At 32.8% G+C, this 15,853-nt stretch carries 12 protein-coding genes; 8 read left to right on the forward strand and 4 right to left on the reverse strand.

From position 1 onward, the window contains the following. Positions 1 to 21: 21 nt before the first annotated feature. From AC3ITQ_RS20690 to AC3ITQ_RS20700, 3 genes are read left to right on the forward strand one after another with little or no spacing between them, the layout of a single operon-like run. A complete protein-coding gene (locus AC3ITQ_RS20690) occupies positions 22 to 795 on the forward strand; it encodes a dienelactone hydrolase family protein (protein ID WP_489235987.1) in 774 nt (257 codons plus the stop codon). A 40-nt stretch (positions 796 to 835) separates the two neighbouring features. Next, positions 836 to 1,846 carry a DUF3667 domain-containing protein gene (locus AC3ITQ_RS20695; RefSeq protein ID WP_489235988.1) on the forward strand — a complete coding sequence of 337 codons (1,011 nt, stop codon included), beginning with the start codon at positions 836 to 838 and terminating at the stop codon, positions 1,844 to 1,846. A gap of 8 nt (positions 1,847 to 1,854) precedes the next feature. Further along, positions 1,855 to 2,871: a M28 family peptidase gene (locus AC3ITQ_RS20700; RefSeq protein WP_489235989.1), complete on the forward strand. Its 1,017-nt coding sequence runs from the start codon at positions 1,855 to 1,857 to the stop codon at positions 2,869 to 2,871. A 186-nt stretch (positions 2,872 to 3,057) separates the two neighbouring features. On the opposite strand, the gene AC3ITQ_RS20705 is transcribed toward AC3ITQ_RS20700, so the two are convergent. Beyond that, entirely contained in the window at positions 3,058 to 5,829 is a 2,772-nt protein-coding gene (locus AC3ITQ_RS20705; RefSeq protein WP_489235990.1) for a T9SS type A sorting domain-containing protein, read from the reverse strand. A gap of 176 nt (positions 5,830 to 6,005) precedes the next feature. Continuing rightward, a complete protein-coding gene (gene rho, locus AC3ITQ_RS20710; RefSeq protein ID WP_489235991.1) occupies positions 6,006 to 7,841 on the reverse strand; it encodes a transcription termination factor Rho in 1,836 nt (611 codons plus the stop codon). A gap of 183 nt (positions 7,842 to 8,024) precedes the next feature. Between rho and AC3ITQ_RS20715 the strand changes: the two genes are divergently transcribed. The 3 genes from AC3ITQ_RS20715 to AC3ITQ_RS20725 all read left to right on the forward strand — a co-directional run bounded on the left by AC3ITQ_RS20715 (position 8,025) and on the right by AC3ITQ_RS20725 (position 10,169). Continuing rightward, positions 8,025 to 8,441, forward strand: a complete 417-nt coding sequence (locus AC3ITQ_RS20715) for a DUF4293 domain-containing protein (protein WP_489235992.1) — start codon at positions 8,025 to 8,027, stop codon at positions 8,439 to 8,441. Positions 8,442 to 8,588: 147 nt separating this feature from the next. Then, positions 8,589 to 9,251 (forward strand): response regulator, encoded by a 663-nt coding sequence (locus tag AC3ITQ_RS20720; protein ID WP_489238955.1) that lies wholly within the window; start codon positions 8,589 to 8,591, stop codon positions 9,249 to 9,251. Positions 9,252 to 9,335: 84 nt separating this feature from the next. Further along, complete coding sequence (locus AC3ITQ_RS20725; protein ID WP_489235993.1) at positions 9,336 to 10,169, forward strand: sensor histidine kinase; 834 nt, start codon at positions 9,336 to 9,338, stop codon at positions 10,167 to 10,169. A gap of 9 nt (positions 10,170 to 10,178) precedes the next feature. Here the strand turns inward: AC3ITQ_RS20725 and AC3ITQ_RS20730 are convergent, their stop codons facing one another. Both AC3ITQ_RS20730 and AC3ITQ_RS20735 read right to left on the reverse strand, forming a co-directional pair. Continuing rightward, the gene (locus AC3ITQ_RS20730) at positions 10,179 to 10,673 is read right to left on the reverse strand and encodes a metallophosphoesterase family protein (protein WP_489235994.1); all 495 of its coding nucleotides are present in this window, start codon (positions 10,671 to 10,673) and stop codon (positions 10,179 to 10,181) included. 189 nt (positions 10,674 to 10,862) lie between these two features. Then, positions 10,863 to 12,776 (reverse strand): SPFH domain-containing protein, encoded by a 1,914-nt coding sequence (locus AC3ITQ_RS20735; protein WP_375032733.1) that lies wholly within the window; start codon positions 12,774 to 12,776, stop codon positions 10,863 to 10,865. 428 nt (positions 12,777 to 13,204) lie between these two features. Here AC3ITQ_RS20735 and truA point away from each other — a divergent pair, with 428 nt between their 5' ends. Next, entirely contained in the window at positions 13,205 to 13,945 is a 741-nt protein-coding gene (gene truA / locus AC3ITQ_RS20740) for a tRNA pseudouridine(38-40) synthase TruA (protein ID WP_489235995.1), read from the forward strand. A gap of 150 nt (positions 13,946 to 14,095) precedes the next feature. After that, complete coding sequence (locus tag AC3ITQ_RS20745) at positions 14,096 to 15,850, forward strand: ABC transporter ATP-binding protein (protein WP_489235996.1); 1,755 nt, start codon at positions 14,096 to 14,098, stop codon at positions 15,848 to 15,850. Positions 15,851 to 15,853 lie beyond the last annotated feature (3 nt).

The following is a 15,853-nucleotide window of genomic DNA, read 5'->3' on the forward strand; positions in this document are numbered from 1 at the left end:
ATTTGTTAAAAATTGTAAGAAATGAAAAATTTAATCGCACTTATTTTTGCAACCCTAATCTTTTCGGGCAACATGAACGCACAATTAAAACCAGTAAAATACGCTGACGGCGATCAAAAATTAAATGGTTTATCCATAAAAGCTGCAAAAAAAAGCAGTAATAATCCGGGAATTTTACTTTTGCCAGCCTGGCTTGGAATTGATAATGCGTCAAAAGGTATTGCAGAGAATTTATCAAAACTAGGCTATACTATTTTTATCGCTGATATTTATGGTGAAGGAAATTATCCAAAAAATACGTCAGAAGCAGGAAAACAAGCAGGTTTCTATAAAACGAATTATGAAGCTTATCAAAAAAGAATCAATCTTGCTTTACAGGAATTAATCAAATCTGGTGCAAATGCAGATAATATTGTCGTTATTGGATATTGCTTTGGAGGAACAGGAGTTCTTGAAGCTGCACGCGGTCATTTGAACGTAAAAGGAGTGGCATCATTCCATGGAGGTTTAGGCAAAGATGCTGCCCGACCTGTAACACCGATTACTTCTAAAGTTTTAATTTGTCACGGCGCTGATGATCCTTATGTTTCTAAAGAAGAAGTTGCTGCTTTTCAGCAAGAAATGCGCGATTCAAAAGCAGATTGGCAAATGATTTATTACGCAGATTCTGTTCACTCTTTTACAAATCCTGAGGCTGGAAATGACAATTCTAAAGGCGCGGCGTATAATGCAGTTGCAGCGAAAAGATCATTTGAACATTTGAAATTATTTCTTGATGAAGTGCTGAAAAAATAAAAACCATAACTAAACCAAATCAAAATCCACAAATTAACCAATGTCACATAGTCCAATAAGAAAAGATAAAACCTGTTTAAATTGCAGGCATGTCGTTGAACAAAAATTTTGTCCAAATTGCGGACAGGAAAATACAGATTCACGAAAAACATTTCATCATTTATTTATTCATTTTTTTGAAGATTTAACGCATTATGAAAATGCATTTTGGAAAACCATCAAAAATCTTCTTTTTAAACCTTCCACTTTAACTAAAGAATATTTATCCGGAAAAAGATTATCCTATCTGGCCCCTGTTCGTCTTTATATTTTTATCAGTTTTATTACTTTCCTTTTAATTGCCATGTTCCCGAACAAGGTAACCGAGAATCTTACCAAAGGTGAAAATGAAATTAGTTCAAATTTTGAAAAATCCAGTAAAGATAAAACTGAAAATTTAAAAGATAAAAACTACTTGCAATCAAAAACCATGAAACAAGTCAACAAAAATTACTTTCAATTAAAAACAATGAAAGAAATTGACTCTATTCAAAAGTATGGAAAAGAGAGTGAAAAACTTTCTGATTTTCAATATTGGGTTTATGAAAAAGCGGTGCATGTTACTGAACATAATACCAAAAAGCAAATTATAGAAAAATTCATCGAGTCTTTCATTCATAATATCCCCAAAATTCTGTTCATTATAATGCCTTTCTTTGCCTTCTTTTTATGGATTTTCCATAGCAAAAAGAAATGGTACTATTTTGATCACGGTATTTTCACCCTACATTATTTTTCTTTTTTACTTTTAATATTTCTCCTTTTATTTATTATCACAAGAATAATTGGCTTATTTGGAGAAAATGGCCCACTTACTTTCGTTGGTAATATTATTAATTTCGTTGGGATTGTCTGGATGTCTTATTATTTTTATCCCGCGCATCATCGTTTTTATGGCGAAAGTAGAATAGTTTCATTTGTTAAAAGTTTTATCTTATTTTTTATAAACTTCTTTTTTATCCTATTTTTACTCACTTTTTATGTGCTATATATATTTATCAACTTACACTAAACCAATCAATGAAAAAAATTGCAATTCTATTACTAATTGCTTCAGCATTTTCATGTAAAAATGCACAGTCAGTTGCTTCAAAAGACAACTCAGACCCAACCAAATACATGAATGAGATTAAAGCAAAGGACTTAAAAAAAATGCTTTATGTTATTGCTTCTGATGAAATGGAAGGTCGCGAAACAGGTTCGAAAGGACAAAAGAAAGCCGGACTTTACATGATTGAGCAATACAAAAAAAATAAGGTCTCGTTCCCAAAAGGTGCTACAGATTATTACCAACACATTCCTGCAGCATTTTTGAATGCAAAACGAAATCAAAACTTACCGGATTCTGAAAACATCTGGGCCTATATTGAAGGCTCTGAAAAACCAGATGAAGTTTTGGTAATTTCAGCGCATTACGATCATATTGGAATTAAAAATGGAGAAATCTATAATGGAGCAGATGATGACGGTTCCGGAACAGTTGCAGTTATAGAAATGGCTAAAGCATTTGCAAAAGCAAAAAAAGCCGGACATGGACCAAAACGTTCTATCTTGTTTCTACATGTAACTGGCGAAGAACATGGTTTACACGGTTCGCGTTATTATTCTGAAAACCCTTTGTTTCCAATTGCAAACACTATTAGCGACATCAACATTGACATGATTGGACGTCGTGATGTTGAACATGCTAAAAGCAACAATTATGTTTATGTAATTGGTGCCGACAGACTTTCATCAGATTTACATAATGCAGTTGTAGCTGAAAATAACAAATACACCAAATTAGATTTAGATTTTAAATTTAATGATCCTAAAGATCCAAACCATTTTTATGAGCGTTCTGACCATTATAACTTCGCAAAACACGGTATTCCTGCCGTTTTCTTCTTCAATGGAGTTCACGAAGATTACCACGGTAAAGGTGACGAACCGGAAAAAATCGAATACGACGCTTTAACAAAAAGAACACAATTGGCATTTGTTGTAGCCTGGAATTTAGCCAATAGAGAAAATAGACCGGTAGTGGATAAAAAATAGGTTCTAAGGGACTGAGATTCTAAGGGACTAAGGTTAAAAAAGCAAAAAGGGATGAGTTTTGAAACTCATCCCTTTTTTATATCGTTTAGTCTTAATAATTCAAAGAAAAAAATAGTCCCTTAGGCCTTTTTCTTAGTCATTCATAAAAGTCAAGAACTCTTCTTAATTCCTAACTACTATATTATTTTAATTCTTTATAATTTTCTTATAAAAAACTTGACCACTTAACAATTGAATTTTTACAAAATACAACCCAACAGGGAATTTAGCAATATCTACTTTATTAGAATTGAAGTAACTTAGCATTAATTTACCCGCAAAATCATATAACTCAACTTTTAAAATCGCATCTTTTTCTAAAGCAATATTTACTACAGAAGAAGTAGGATTTGGATATACTTTTAAGCCGGTAGTCGACGAATCCAAAATAGGATCATCTATATCTAACATTTTATCCAAAATATCATATTTATGTATAAAACCACGCCACCAACTATATTCAGCGAAAGTATATATCTGTTCTCCATTTCTACCTGTTAAAATAAGATTATTGTTGGTGTCTTTAGCTGCCCTGGTATATGTTAATGAACTTGGCAACTTAAAGCTTCTTACTAATTGCGCATTTTTATCTACTACTTTTACCAAATTATCCCAATATGTATTTATCAGCAAATAATCGCCTAATTCAAACAAACTAGCATATGAACTATAAAGCTCAGTTGTTTTTGCCAAGAGCTCCAAATCTTTATTATAAATACTAAGTTGATGATTATCACTAATCATGAAATTCTTATCTCCTGCAGTACAAGCAATCTTGGAAATTTCATTGGTTAAGTTTATATATTTATATTCATTTTGTAAACTTAAACGATGCAACTTATACTCAACTGGGCCATAAGACGAAGAGAAAAATAGTGATCCGTTTGTATCAATTGCAAAAGCAACCATTCCCGCATAAGTCCCCTCGAGACTTATTTTATGCTGAAATTCTAATTTTAAGTTTTTATAAACTTCAATTCTCGGATTTGTATTATTATAGGAATTATTATTACCCGGAAACATGTATATATAAGAATCTCCATCTTTAGCAGTATAATTTCCCAAATATTCGACACCTTCAAAAAGTGTAGTATTTATTAGATTTCCATTTTTTGAACTTAGCGTAAACACTGTCGTATCGTCATCATTGGTAGTTGAATTAGAAACAGGTAACGATACCACATTAATATCTTTATTTTTATCAATATATATATTCATACTATTATAACTAGGCACATCAAAAACAACATTACCATCTTCAGAAATTTTCAATAACCTATCACTATTATTCTCTGTTTTTGCATTTATATAAATATTATCTTCTAAATCAACAACTATATTTTTATCTTCAGAAGATAAGGGATTAACAATATAATATGGAATTTCTATTGTCCACAATAGCTTTAAATTTGAATCGTATTTATATAAATTTCTTTGCACCGGACCACGCGAACCACCAATACCTTCATTGTCAGGACCCAATTTTTCTTCTGAAGCTATTATATAATTATTTTTATTATCTATAATAATTTTCTGCCCGTATGCTTTGGAAGTCCCTTCTCCTGAATACCTATATGTTTGTAAAGGTTTCTCTGGTTGAACTTTTTGAACAAGTATATCTAATTCTGAAAAAAAATCCGAGGCCGGATATCCTTTTTCATATGTTGTTTCTGCGACAATTAAGGTTTCATTATCTAGTTTACTAAAATCATTTATTTCCAATCCCGTATGCTGAAAATCAGTCACTAAACTTAATTTTTCATCAAATAATTTGATAGTTTTATCTGTCTCTATAAAAAATGTCCTGTCCTTATTCTTTTTAAAATTAAATACCTCAACATCATTTTTAACAGTTTCTTTATAAATACCCCCATCATCATTTAATTCTAATAAACTTAATTGCCTAAAATTATTAACGTCGTTTTTCTCTACACTGTTTAATATGCATAAACGATCATCCAAGTTAAGATAGGTAGATAAAAGATGTCTCACACCATCTTTGGGAGTATCAATTTTATAAACTAATTTTAAAGATGAATTAAATTTGAGCACGTTGAAAAATCCATTTTTATAAGAACTGTAAGTAAAAAATATATTATTTGATTTATCAAACTGAAGATCAGCATCTTTAAAAGAATCTGTATCATAAATATCAATTATAGAATTTAACGACACCTCAATTACTGATTTTTCATCTATCCTTTTTATATAATGATTTGGCTCACTTGTGTTTACGTTATAACTCTGTAGTAACATATAATAAAAACCTTCGTTGTAATAAAAGTCATTAAATACATTATAATATCCAACATATTGAATTATGTCTGAATGTGTAAATTTCTCAACAACAACTCCTTTATCATTAATAGAATAAAAATTAACATCAACTTTTATAGGATCATCATTATCTACTGAGTTTACGACATGAAGTATATTATTTTCATCCAGAAAAGATTTCTGGTAATGAAAATTGTAGTTTTTTGGAGTGTTAGGATCATCAAAATTATAATGCCAAATCTCTTTGCCTTCAGAATTGTAGCATACTGCAAATAATACTCCCGAATAATTAGAATTATTATTTACTATTGTTCGTCCTATTGTAATTATATTGTTATTTTTATCAATATGAACAGCCAACGGTTCGTCATCAGAAGTATATCTTCCAAGTGAGTATCTCTGTTTCCAAATTAAATTTAAATCTTTGTCTAATTTTGTAGTTAAAATATCGGTAAAAGTACTGTCCCTCTCTGTTGTAGCAGAAATAATGATATCTCCATTACTATCTACATTAGAGAAAAAAGAAATATCTCTATTAGTATGTCTATTAAGTGCAAATGTTTCTGCTTTGATTGGTGTCAAAAAATCCTGACTAAAAGAATTTGTAAACGTAAATAATAGTAAAAGTAAAAGTGTCCTCATTTAAAATTATTAAAGATCATAATAAAACAAATATACACTTCTGATTTATAAAACTTTTAAATATATTAATAAAAAGGGATGAGGTTTAAACCTCATCCCTTTTTTATATCATTTAGTCTTATAATCTCAAAGAAAAAAAACTTAGATCCTTAGTATCTTAGTACCTCAGAACCTTTTTAATCATTCATAGAAATCAAAAACTCTTCGTTATTTCTGGTTTTTTTGAAACGATCGTTTACAAAATCCATAGATTCTACAGGATTCATATCCGATAGATATTTACGCATAATCCACATTCTTTGTAATGTTTTCTCGTCTAGTAACAAATCATCACGACGTGTACTTGAAGACGTAAGATCGATTGCAGGGAAAATACGTTTGTTGGCAATTTTACGATCCAATTGAAGCTCCATATTACCAGTACCTTTAAATTCTTCAAAGATCACCTCATCCATTTTAGAACCTGTTTCAGTCAATGCTGTTGCGATGATACTTAATGAACCACCATTTTCAACATTTCTTGCTGCTCCAAAGAAACGTTTTGGTTTTTGTAATGCATTGGCATCAACACCTCCACTTAATACTTTTCCAGAAGCTGGCTGAACTGTATTGTAAGCTCTTGCCAAACGTGTAATCGAATCTAATAAGATTACAACATCATGTCCGCATTCTACTAAACGTTTTGCTTTTTCTAAAACAATATTGGCAATTTTTACGTGTTCTTGTGGTTCTCTGTCAAAAGTTGAAGCAATAACTTCTCCACGAACACTTCTTTGCATATCTGTAACCTCCTCAGGACGCTCATCAATCAAAAGAACGATTAAGTAAACTTCAGGGTGATTGGCTGCAATCGCGTTTGCAATGTCTTTTAATAACATTGTTTTACCGGTTTTCGGTTGTGCGACTATCATACCACGCTGACCTTTTCCTATTGGAGAAAATAAATCGATAATACGGGTTGAAACAGAACTTCCTTTTTCGGCTAATTTGAATTTTTCAGAAGGAAAAACCGGAGTCAGATGTTCGAAAGAAACTCTGTCGCGAACTACCTGTGGATCGTGACCATTAATTTTTAGCACACGAACTAAAGGAAAAAACTTCTCGCCTTCTTTAGGAGGACGAACCACTCCTTTTACAGTATCTCCGGTTTTAAGACCGAATAATCTGATTTGTGAAGTTGATAAATAAATATCATCCGGAGAGGCTAAATAATTATAATCTGATGAACGTAAGAAACCATAACCATCAGGCATCATTTCAAGAACACCTTCACTTTCGATAATTCCGTCAAATTCAAAATCTGAATCTCTGAAATTATTCTTTTTATTTTTATGGTTTGGATTTTGGTTTCCGTTATTCCCGTTACCATTTGCATTGCCATTTCCATTTTGATTTGGATTCTGGTTTGGGTTTTGGTTCGGATTTTGATTTTTATTCTGATTTGGATTGATCTTTTTTACCGGAGCAGCTCCTTCCACTTTTTCGGCAACTGGCACCGGAGCCACAGTTTCTGTTTCCGTTTCAGTTGTTTGTTCAGAAGCAACTTCTTTTTCCTTTTGTAAAGCAACCTTTTTCTCGTAAGCTGATTTATTAAATTTTACGATTTTTGGTCCTTTTTTCTCTACTGGTGCAGATTCTGCAGTTTCCTGAACTTTTGGAGCCGGCTGAATTTTTGCATTTGGTTTTGAAATTTTAGGTGTTAAGACCTTTTCGGGTGCCTCCTCTATCTTTTCAGCTGTTTCCTCTACCTTATCAAACTCTAAAACAGGAGCACTTTTATTAGGTGCAACTTTTTTAGTCGGAACAATTCTTGCTCTTTTAGGTTTATCATCTTCTATTTCTGCCTGAGGCGCAACATTGACAGGCGACTTTTGAGTCGCTTCCTGATGTGCTAAAATCTGACTGATTAAAGTCTCTTTTTTAACGCCATTAAACTTTATAGTTTTAGCTAACTTAGCTATTTCTTGAAGCTCAGAAAGCTTCATTTCTTTTAATGCAGAAATATCAAACATGAATATTCTATGAATTTAATTATTTTAAAGGAAATACTGTAAAAAGAATAGGTAGATAATTGTTTTCAATTGACCGCAGTATGAAGTGCTTACGGTATTATGATGCAATAATACGAATAAAATTTAATCATACAATAGTATTTTAAAAAAAGAAAATATATTTTTGTAAAACAATTTTAGACCATGATACAAAGAATTCAAACTGTTTATTTACTTCTTACCTTTGTTGTAACAGGGGTTTTAATGTTTTTTATTCCGCTTTGGACATTAAACACTGGAAAACCATTCTATTTTATGCAGGACCAGTTTTACACCATTCTATTAGGCCTAAGTACAATGCTTACTATTGTTAGTATTATTTCATTCAAAAAAAGACAAAATCAGTTTGTGATGAACAGACTGAACATAATATTAAATTTAATTTTATTAGGATTATTTGTATATCGCTCTCTAAATTTATCTGGAGAGACAGCTAACGCTGTTTCAGAGAAAGGTATTGGGATGTTTCTACCAATTGTTGCTATCGTGTTATTAGTTTTAGCTAATAAGGCCATCAAGAAGGATGAAGATCTCGTAAAATCTGTAGACCGTTTGAGGTAAACCTATAAACTTAATTTTTTTGTGCGAAGAGAACCCGAATTATATTCGGGTTTTTTTGTGGCTTAAAATGACATACTAATGCTTTATTGAGGCAATACAACAGATACCTTCTTTCTAATTTTGCTTTTTCATTTTCCAAAAACAATGATAACAAACAAAATAAGAATTCATCTTGCCGATGACCATCAGGTTCTTATCGATGGTCTTACCAATTTATTGCAGACTGTTCCAAATTTTGAAGTTGTCGGAAATTCATTGAATGGCACTACTATCTATAATGATGTTCTTCAAAATAATGCTGATATTTTGGTTTTAGATATAAGTATGCCTGAAAAAGATGGTATTAAAGTATTACACGAATTTCACGCAAATAACAATTCCTGCAAAGTCATTATTTTATCAAGTTATGATGAATTAAAAATCATAAAAGAAGTAATGAAATTAGGGGCAAAAGGTTATTTAACTAAAAAATGCGCAGGCAAAAATATCATCGAAGCAATAGAAACTGTCTATCAAGAACAAGAATATTTTTCTGATGCAGTGAGAGAGAAAATCTTTAATATTTTTACTCACAGTAATCCCCAATTAAATAAAAATATTCACATCGAAAATCCTATTTTAACTCCCCGGGAAATTGAGATTGTCGCATTAATTTCATTGGAATACAGTGGCAAAGAAATTAGTGAACAGCTTTTCATTAGTACCAATACAGTTGAAACCCATCGAAAAAATATTATGCGAAAGTTGCAGACTAAAAACACTATTGGTCTGGTTAAATACGCTTTAAAAAACAATTTAATTAATCCTTAGATGTTTTTTATTAGATTTTTAGTCGTCCTTCTCTTTTCCTTTACGTCTAATAGAATTCCAGTTTTTAGTCAGCAAAAAGAGATATTGAAAGTAGAAATTCAAACAAGTGAGAAATCAAAAAAAGCTACTATTTCTGAACTTCATAAATACGAACAATTAAGAAACAAAAAAGTAGTCAGCTTATTTATCATCTTAATTGTAATTTTATTTTTTCTGTTTTATTTCTTCTACCAGAACAATCAACTAAAACAGAAAATAAAACGAAAAGACATCAAACAAAGAATACTGCTTAATGTCATTAATGCCGGAATTGACAATCAGGAAGTAGAGCGAAAAAAAATTGCTTCTTTTTTACATGACAACGTCAACTCACTTTTATCATCAGCAGGATTGCATTTAAATGTCTTCACTACCCAAAACAATATTAATTCGGAAGAAATTCAGAAAACAAAAGCAATTCTGGCAGAAGTCCATGATCTTTTGCGTGACATATCTCACGATCTTGTTCCCGCTCTCTTAGTTCGTTTTGGACTCCTTTATGCCCTCGAAGATTTATGCGAAAGAAATTCTAATTCGAATATTGTTTTTGAATTTTCAAGTACAATTCCGACAGAAAAAAGATATGTTGAAAAATTCGAAATGAAGCTTTATTTTATTGTTTCTGAGCTTTTCAGTAATATTATAAAACATAGCGAAGCAGAAAAAACCACAATTTCTTTAATCGAAAAAAACAATCGATTAGTTATTGTAATTCATGATAATGGAAAAGGCTTCACAACTAAAAAAACAAAAGATGCAGAAGGTTTCGGCCTTAACAGAATCAGAGCCCGAATTAAAAAATTCAAAGGAAGTTTTACTATAGATTCAAAACCCAATGAAGGAACAAAGATTAGAATTAAAATTCCGCTTCCTCATTAAGTGAAAAGATCATTTTTTCCCTATTTCAATAATCTCCAAGTCTTTAATTTTATCATCTTCAATCACAAAACGTAGCATGGTTCGCATTTGATGAAATCCGCTTTTCCCACATGCACCGGGATTCATATGTAGCAAATTGTTCTTTTTATCAAACATTACTTTTAAAATGTGCGAATGTCCACAAATAAATAATTTAGGAGGATTCAACGTCATTTCTTCTCTAATCGCCGGATTATATTTTCCCGGATAACCTCCAATATGCGTAATCCAAACTGAAACATTTTCACATGAAAAACGATTGTGTAAAGGAAATTCCAATCTCGCTTCTGCCCCATCAATATTACCATACACACAACGTAAAGGTTTTAGCTTTTTAATGGTATCGGTAACATGCAAATCTCCAATATCTCCGGCATGCCAAACTTCATCGGCCTGAGCCACATATTTTAAAATAGTATCGTCAATATGACTGTGAGTATCGGAAAGGAGGAGGATTTTGGTCATTCTTTTTTAAGGGGCAAAGGTTCAGAGGTACAAAGGTACAAAGGTTTTTTTTAAAGGTGCTAAGGTTCTAAGATACTAAGTTGTTAAGTTTTTTTATTAAAAAAAACCGATTTGCTTTCGCAAACCGGATTTGTATCCTAACAGGTTTTAAAAACCTGTTAGGTATTGTTATATAACATCTGGATTTAATTAATTCTTAGAATTTTTACCATCCTTTGAATCTTTGGTATCCATCATTTCCATTAGTTTTAATCCTAATAAACCGCTTATTGAACCATCAGATCCACCATTTCCGGAAATTAATACATCTGGAATTACTTTGATATTTCCTTTACCAATTTCCTCGGTAACTTTATATCTTGTAAAGTTGTCTCCACCCATTGCGCTTACTTGCAATTGATACGATTCTGCAGTTGACTTACCAATTGCCATGATTTTTTCTGCTTCGGCCAAACCTGTTTTCGAGATTCTTTCTGCTTCTGCGCTTGCATTCAATTTGGTTGCTTCAGCCTGTGCTCCTGCTCTTGCTTTTGTTGCTTCGGCTTCTGCATTAGCACGCATTTTTGTAGCTTCTGCTTCAGCATTTACATTCAATTTTAAACTGGTTGCGTCTCCTTCTGCTTTTTTAACCGTTGCATCAGCCGTTCTTTGAGCAATTTCAACACTTTGCGAAGCTCGAACAATTTCTTTCTGCATATCTGCAATCGCAGTTTCTTTCTCCATTCCCTGACGCTGTTCCTGCGCCATTCTTTGAGTTTGATATGTTTTTTGTTCTTCTTCAGCCAATTTTCTATCCGTTAGTGTTTTCATCAATGAATCTGGCGGAACGATATCTCCAATCAAAGTATCAACTGCATTTACATTATATTCGTCAAGAACTAATTTAATATGATTTTTAGCCGATTCCTGACGCTCTTTTCTTGTTGTTAAGAAAGAAATCACATCGCTGTCCTGAGCTGAGTTTCTGAAATAGTTACCAATTGTTGGTTCTAAAACCTGGGAGACCAGATTGTTCATGCTTCCAAAACGTGCAATTACTTTTGGCGCTTCAGCGGCAGGAACGTGAATAATCTGCGCTACATCTAAATTAAATGGGAAACCATCTTTTGAACGCACGGTAATCGTAGAAAGGTTTTTATCCAAATCATGTGATTCACTTCTGGCATTGGCCCAGTTCAAAACCAGATTTGTTGTGGGAACAGCTTCTAACTTAGTTGTATATTTATTCAGTGCATATTTTCCCGGACCAAGAGGCTCCATCCAAACACCGCGTTGTCCTTTTGAAACAATATTTCCGTGTTTAAAAGTATCACCGGTAACATCCTGACCATCTTCTCCTATATAAGAAATCACAACTCCAACATACCCTATTGGAACATCCGTCATCGGATTTTGTTCAATCAGGATTCCCCACGTATTAATATAATAAGATCCGGCTAACATAACCTGAGGCTGCAAACCACGATTTCCACCATGTTCTAAGAACTTGTCAAAATCCTGAAAGTTGTTATGATTATCAACAAACTTACCCGCAATTTGTCCCTGCGGAATTGGTTCTCCGTCCAAAGCGGTTACAATACCAATCATGTTCTCATAAATCTTGATTTGATCCGCAATAACGATCTCGAATAAAAACGTATTAATACGATACGAACCTGTTGTAATAAAAGCGGTCTGACGTCCTTTTTGTCCGCCGTTATTAAGGAACGAAGTCGCATCCTGAAAATTGTCGCTTTCTACTTTTCGGGCAAGAATTCGTCCAGTTGGAATCTCTTTTCCATCTTTACTTAAAACCAACCCAATTTTCCCTTCCGGGATAATTGTAAATCCGGTCATATCGATCGAATATTGCCAGATCCACATTCCCCAGTACAAACCCGGGGCAAGTGTTTGTGCCTGATAACCCGCTTCTCCTTTTGTCGCAATAATACGACCATCAGGAAGCGACCTATCCGCTCCAAACAAAACGAATTTCTTGGTCACAAGACCAATTTTATCCTCTGGAACCATTACCATTCCAAAGAAAACGCGCAAAATAAATTTGTAAAAAATAATGGAGAATAAGATTAAAAGAATCCACCAATAAGAAGTAATTTCATTCATAATTTTTGATATTTAGACTACAAACATAGGAGAAATATTTCCTGTTAAAATAAAATATTTTCAAAATTAACGTTTGGCTATTTTCATCAAAAAAAAATTAAAAAAAGCTTCAATTAAATCGTTGGAATTGTCAATTTCTGACACGATTTTTTGTTGTGTAAACTATGATTGGTGTTTTGGGGTTTAACAGTTCTTGAGAAAGGTACATAGGTTCAGAGAGGCAAAGGTTCAAAGGTTTTTATTGACGAATGCAAAATTGAACGTCTTTAGAAATTTATCTTATTTTATACAGCAATGTATCTTTGCAACAAAAAAATCTTTGAACCTTTGTCCCTTTGTCCCTTTGTCCCTTTGTGACTTTGTGACTTTGAACCTATAAAGAAAAAAATCTTTGTACCTTTGCCTCTCTGAACCTTTGAACCTTTACCTTGAGATATTTTATTCAATTTGCTTATAACGGAACACATTATCATGGCTGGCAATTTCAGCCGAATGCTTCTTCCGTTCAGGAAACTTTAAACAAAGCACTTTCAGTTTTATTGAATGCTCCTATAAATGTTATGGGCGCCGGACGAACCGATACAGGAGTTCATGCTGAGGAAATGTACGGTCATTTTGATTTTGAAAGACCTGTTGATATTCCGAATTTGGTACATAAACTGAATTCTTATTTACCAAAAGACATTGCTATTTTTGATATTATTTTAGTTCATGACGATGCTCATTGCCGATTTGACGCAACCAAAAGAACGTATGAATATCATATCAACACTGTTAAAAATCCGTTTTTGGAGGAATTGAGTTGGTATTTTAATCAAAAATTAGATGTAGCTTTGATGAATGAAGCGGCAAAAACTTTACTGAAACATACCGATTTTCAATGTTTCTCAAAAGTAAATACGGATGTCAACACATTTGATTGCACGATTTTTGAGGCCTATTGGAAACAAGAAAAAAGTAAATTAATTTTTACGATTTCTGCGAATCGTTTTTTAAGAAATATGGTTCGTTCTATTGTTGGAACTTTGGTAAATATTGGATTGCATAAAATTTCATTAGAAGATTTTGAAAACATTATTGCCAGCAAAAGCAGAGAAAAAGCAGGTTTTTCGGTGCCTGCTCATGGTTTATATTTAACTGAAATAAAATACGATTACATCATAAAATAGCCCTGATTGCAGTGGAAAGCTTTTTTGAAAAAAATATTGTTTTTGTAATATTTATGGAGCGACCAACGGAAGCTTTATAAAAATTATACAAAAACATATTTTTGAAAAAAACTTGAAACGGAAAGCAGGAAATAGCTCCTAAAAAATATAATGAAAGCAAAAGCATTCGATACCGGATTATTCAAACGAATTTTAACCTATACAAAGCCTTATAAATGGCGCTACTACGGCGTTATTATTTTTGCAGTCTCATTGTCGGTTTTTGCAGCACTTCGCCCCTATTTATTAAAACAAACGGTCGACGGTTATATCAAGACACATGATAAGTACGGTTTGTTAATGTACATTATATTAATGGGGTTAGTTCTTATAATGGAAGTTTTCTCCCAATTCTATTTTGTATACTGGGCCAACTGGCTTGGGCAGGACATTGTGAAAGATATTCGAACCAAACTTTTCAAACACATTTTGAGTTTCAGAATGAAATATTTTGATTTGGTTCCGGTTGGACAATTGGTAACCAGATCAGTATCAGATATTGAATCGATTGCCCGTATTTTCAGCCAGGGATTGTTTATGATTATCAGTGACATGATGAAAATGCTGGTGGTCTTGATTTTCATGTTTTATATGAACTGGAAACTGACATGGATTGTAATAGTCGCCATGCCAATTCTGGTTTATATTACCCGAATTTTTCAGCGTAAAATGCAGGTTGCTTTTGAGGAAGTTCGTACGCAGATTGCCAATATGAATTCATTCGTACAAGAACGCGTTACGGGAATGAAAATCGTACAGCTTTTTAACCGTGAGAAAATTGAAGCTGAAAACTTTAAAGAAATCAATAACAAACACCGTGTTGCCTGGATCAAAACGATTCTATACAACTCGATATTCTTCCCTATTGCTGATATCATTTCTTCGATAACTTTAGGTTTAGTTGTCGTTTATGGTGGCTTTAAAATCCTAAACGGAGATCATTTTACGACTTTTGGAGATTTATTCTCATATACAATGTTTATTGGGATGCTGTTTAATCCCTTGCGTCAGATTGCGGATAAATTCAACGAGATGCAATTAGGAATGATTGCAGCCAATCGTGTTTTTGATATTATCGATACCCAAGATCACATTCAGGATACCGGAACGATTGAGGCTCCTGTTTTTAATGGAAGTATTGAATTTAAGGATGTGCGTTTTAGTTATATTCCGGAAGAGGAAGTTATTAAAGGAATTGATTTATCTGTCGAGGCCGGACAGACAATCGCTATTGTAGGTTCGACTGGAGCTGGTAAATCCACTATTATTAATTTACTGAATCGTTTTTACGAAATTAATAGTGGAACTATTTTTATCGACGGACATAATATCGAGAATTATACTTTGGCTTCCTTACGAAAACAAATTGCCGTGGTTTTACAGGATGTGTTTTTATTTGCTGATACCATTTACAACAATATCACTTTACAAAATCCTGAAATTACACGTGAACAAGTTTTAGATGCTGCCAAAAAAATTGGTGTTCACGATTTCATTATGAGCTTGCCGGATAATTATGATTTTGATGTAAAAGAACGTGGCGTAATGCTTTCTTCAGGACAACGCCAATTAATTGCCTTTTTACGTTCGTATGTGAGCAATCCAAGTATTTTGATTTTGGATGAAGCCACTTCATCTATTGATACGTATTCTGAAGAACTGATTCAGCGTGCTACAGAAACGATTACCAAAGGAAGAACTTCGATTATTATCGCGCATCGATTGGCGACGATTGTAAATGCAGATAAAATTGTGGTAATGGACAAAGGATTAATTGTAGAACAAGGTACACATCAGGAATTATTGAATAAGGCAGAAGGTTATTACAAAAATTTATACGATTCACAATTTTCAGTTGCGAACTAGATT

It is taken from the genome of Flavobacterium sp. KH_001 (assembly GCF_057840745.1).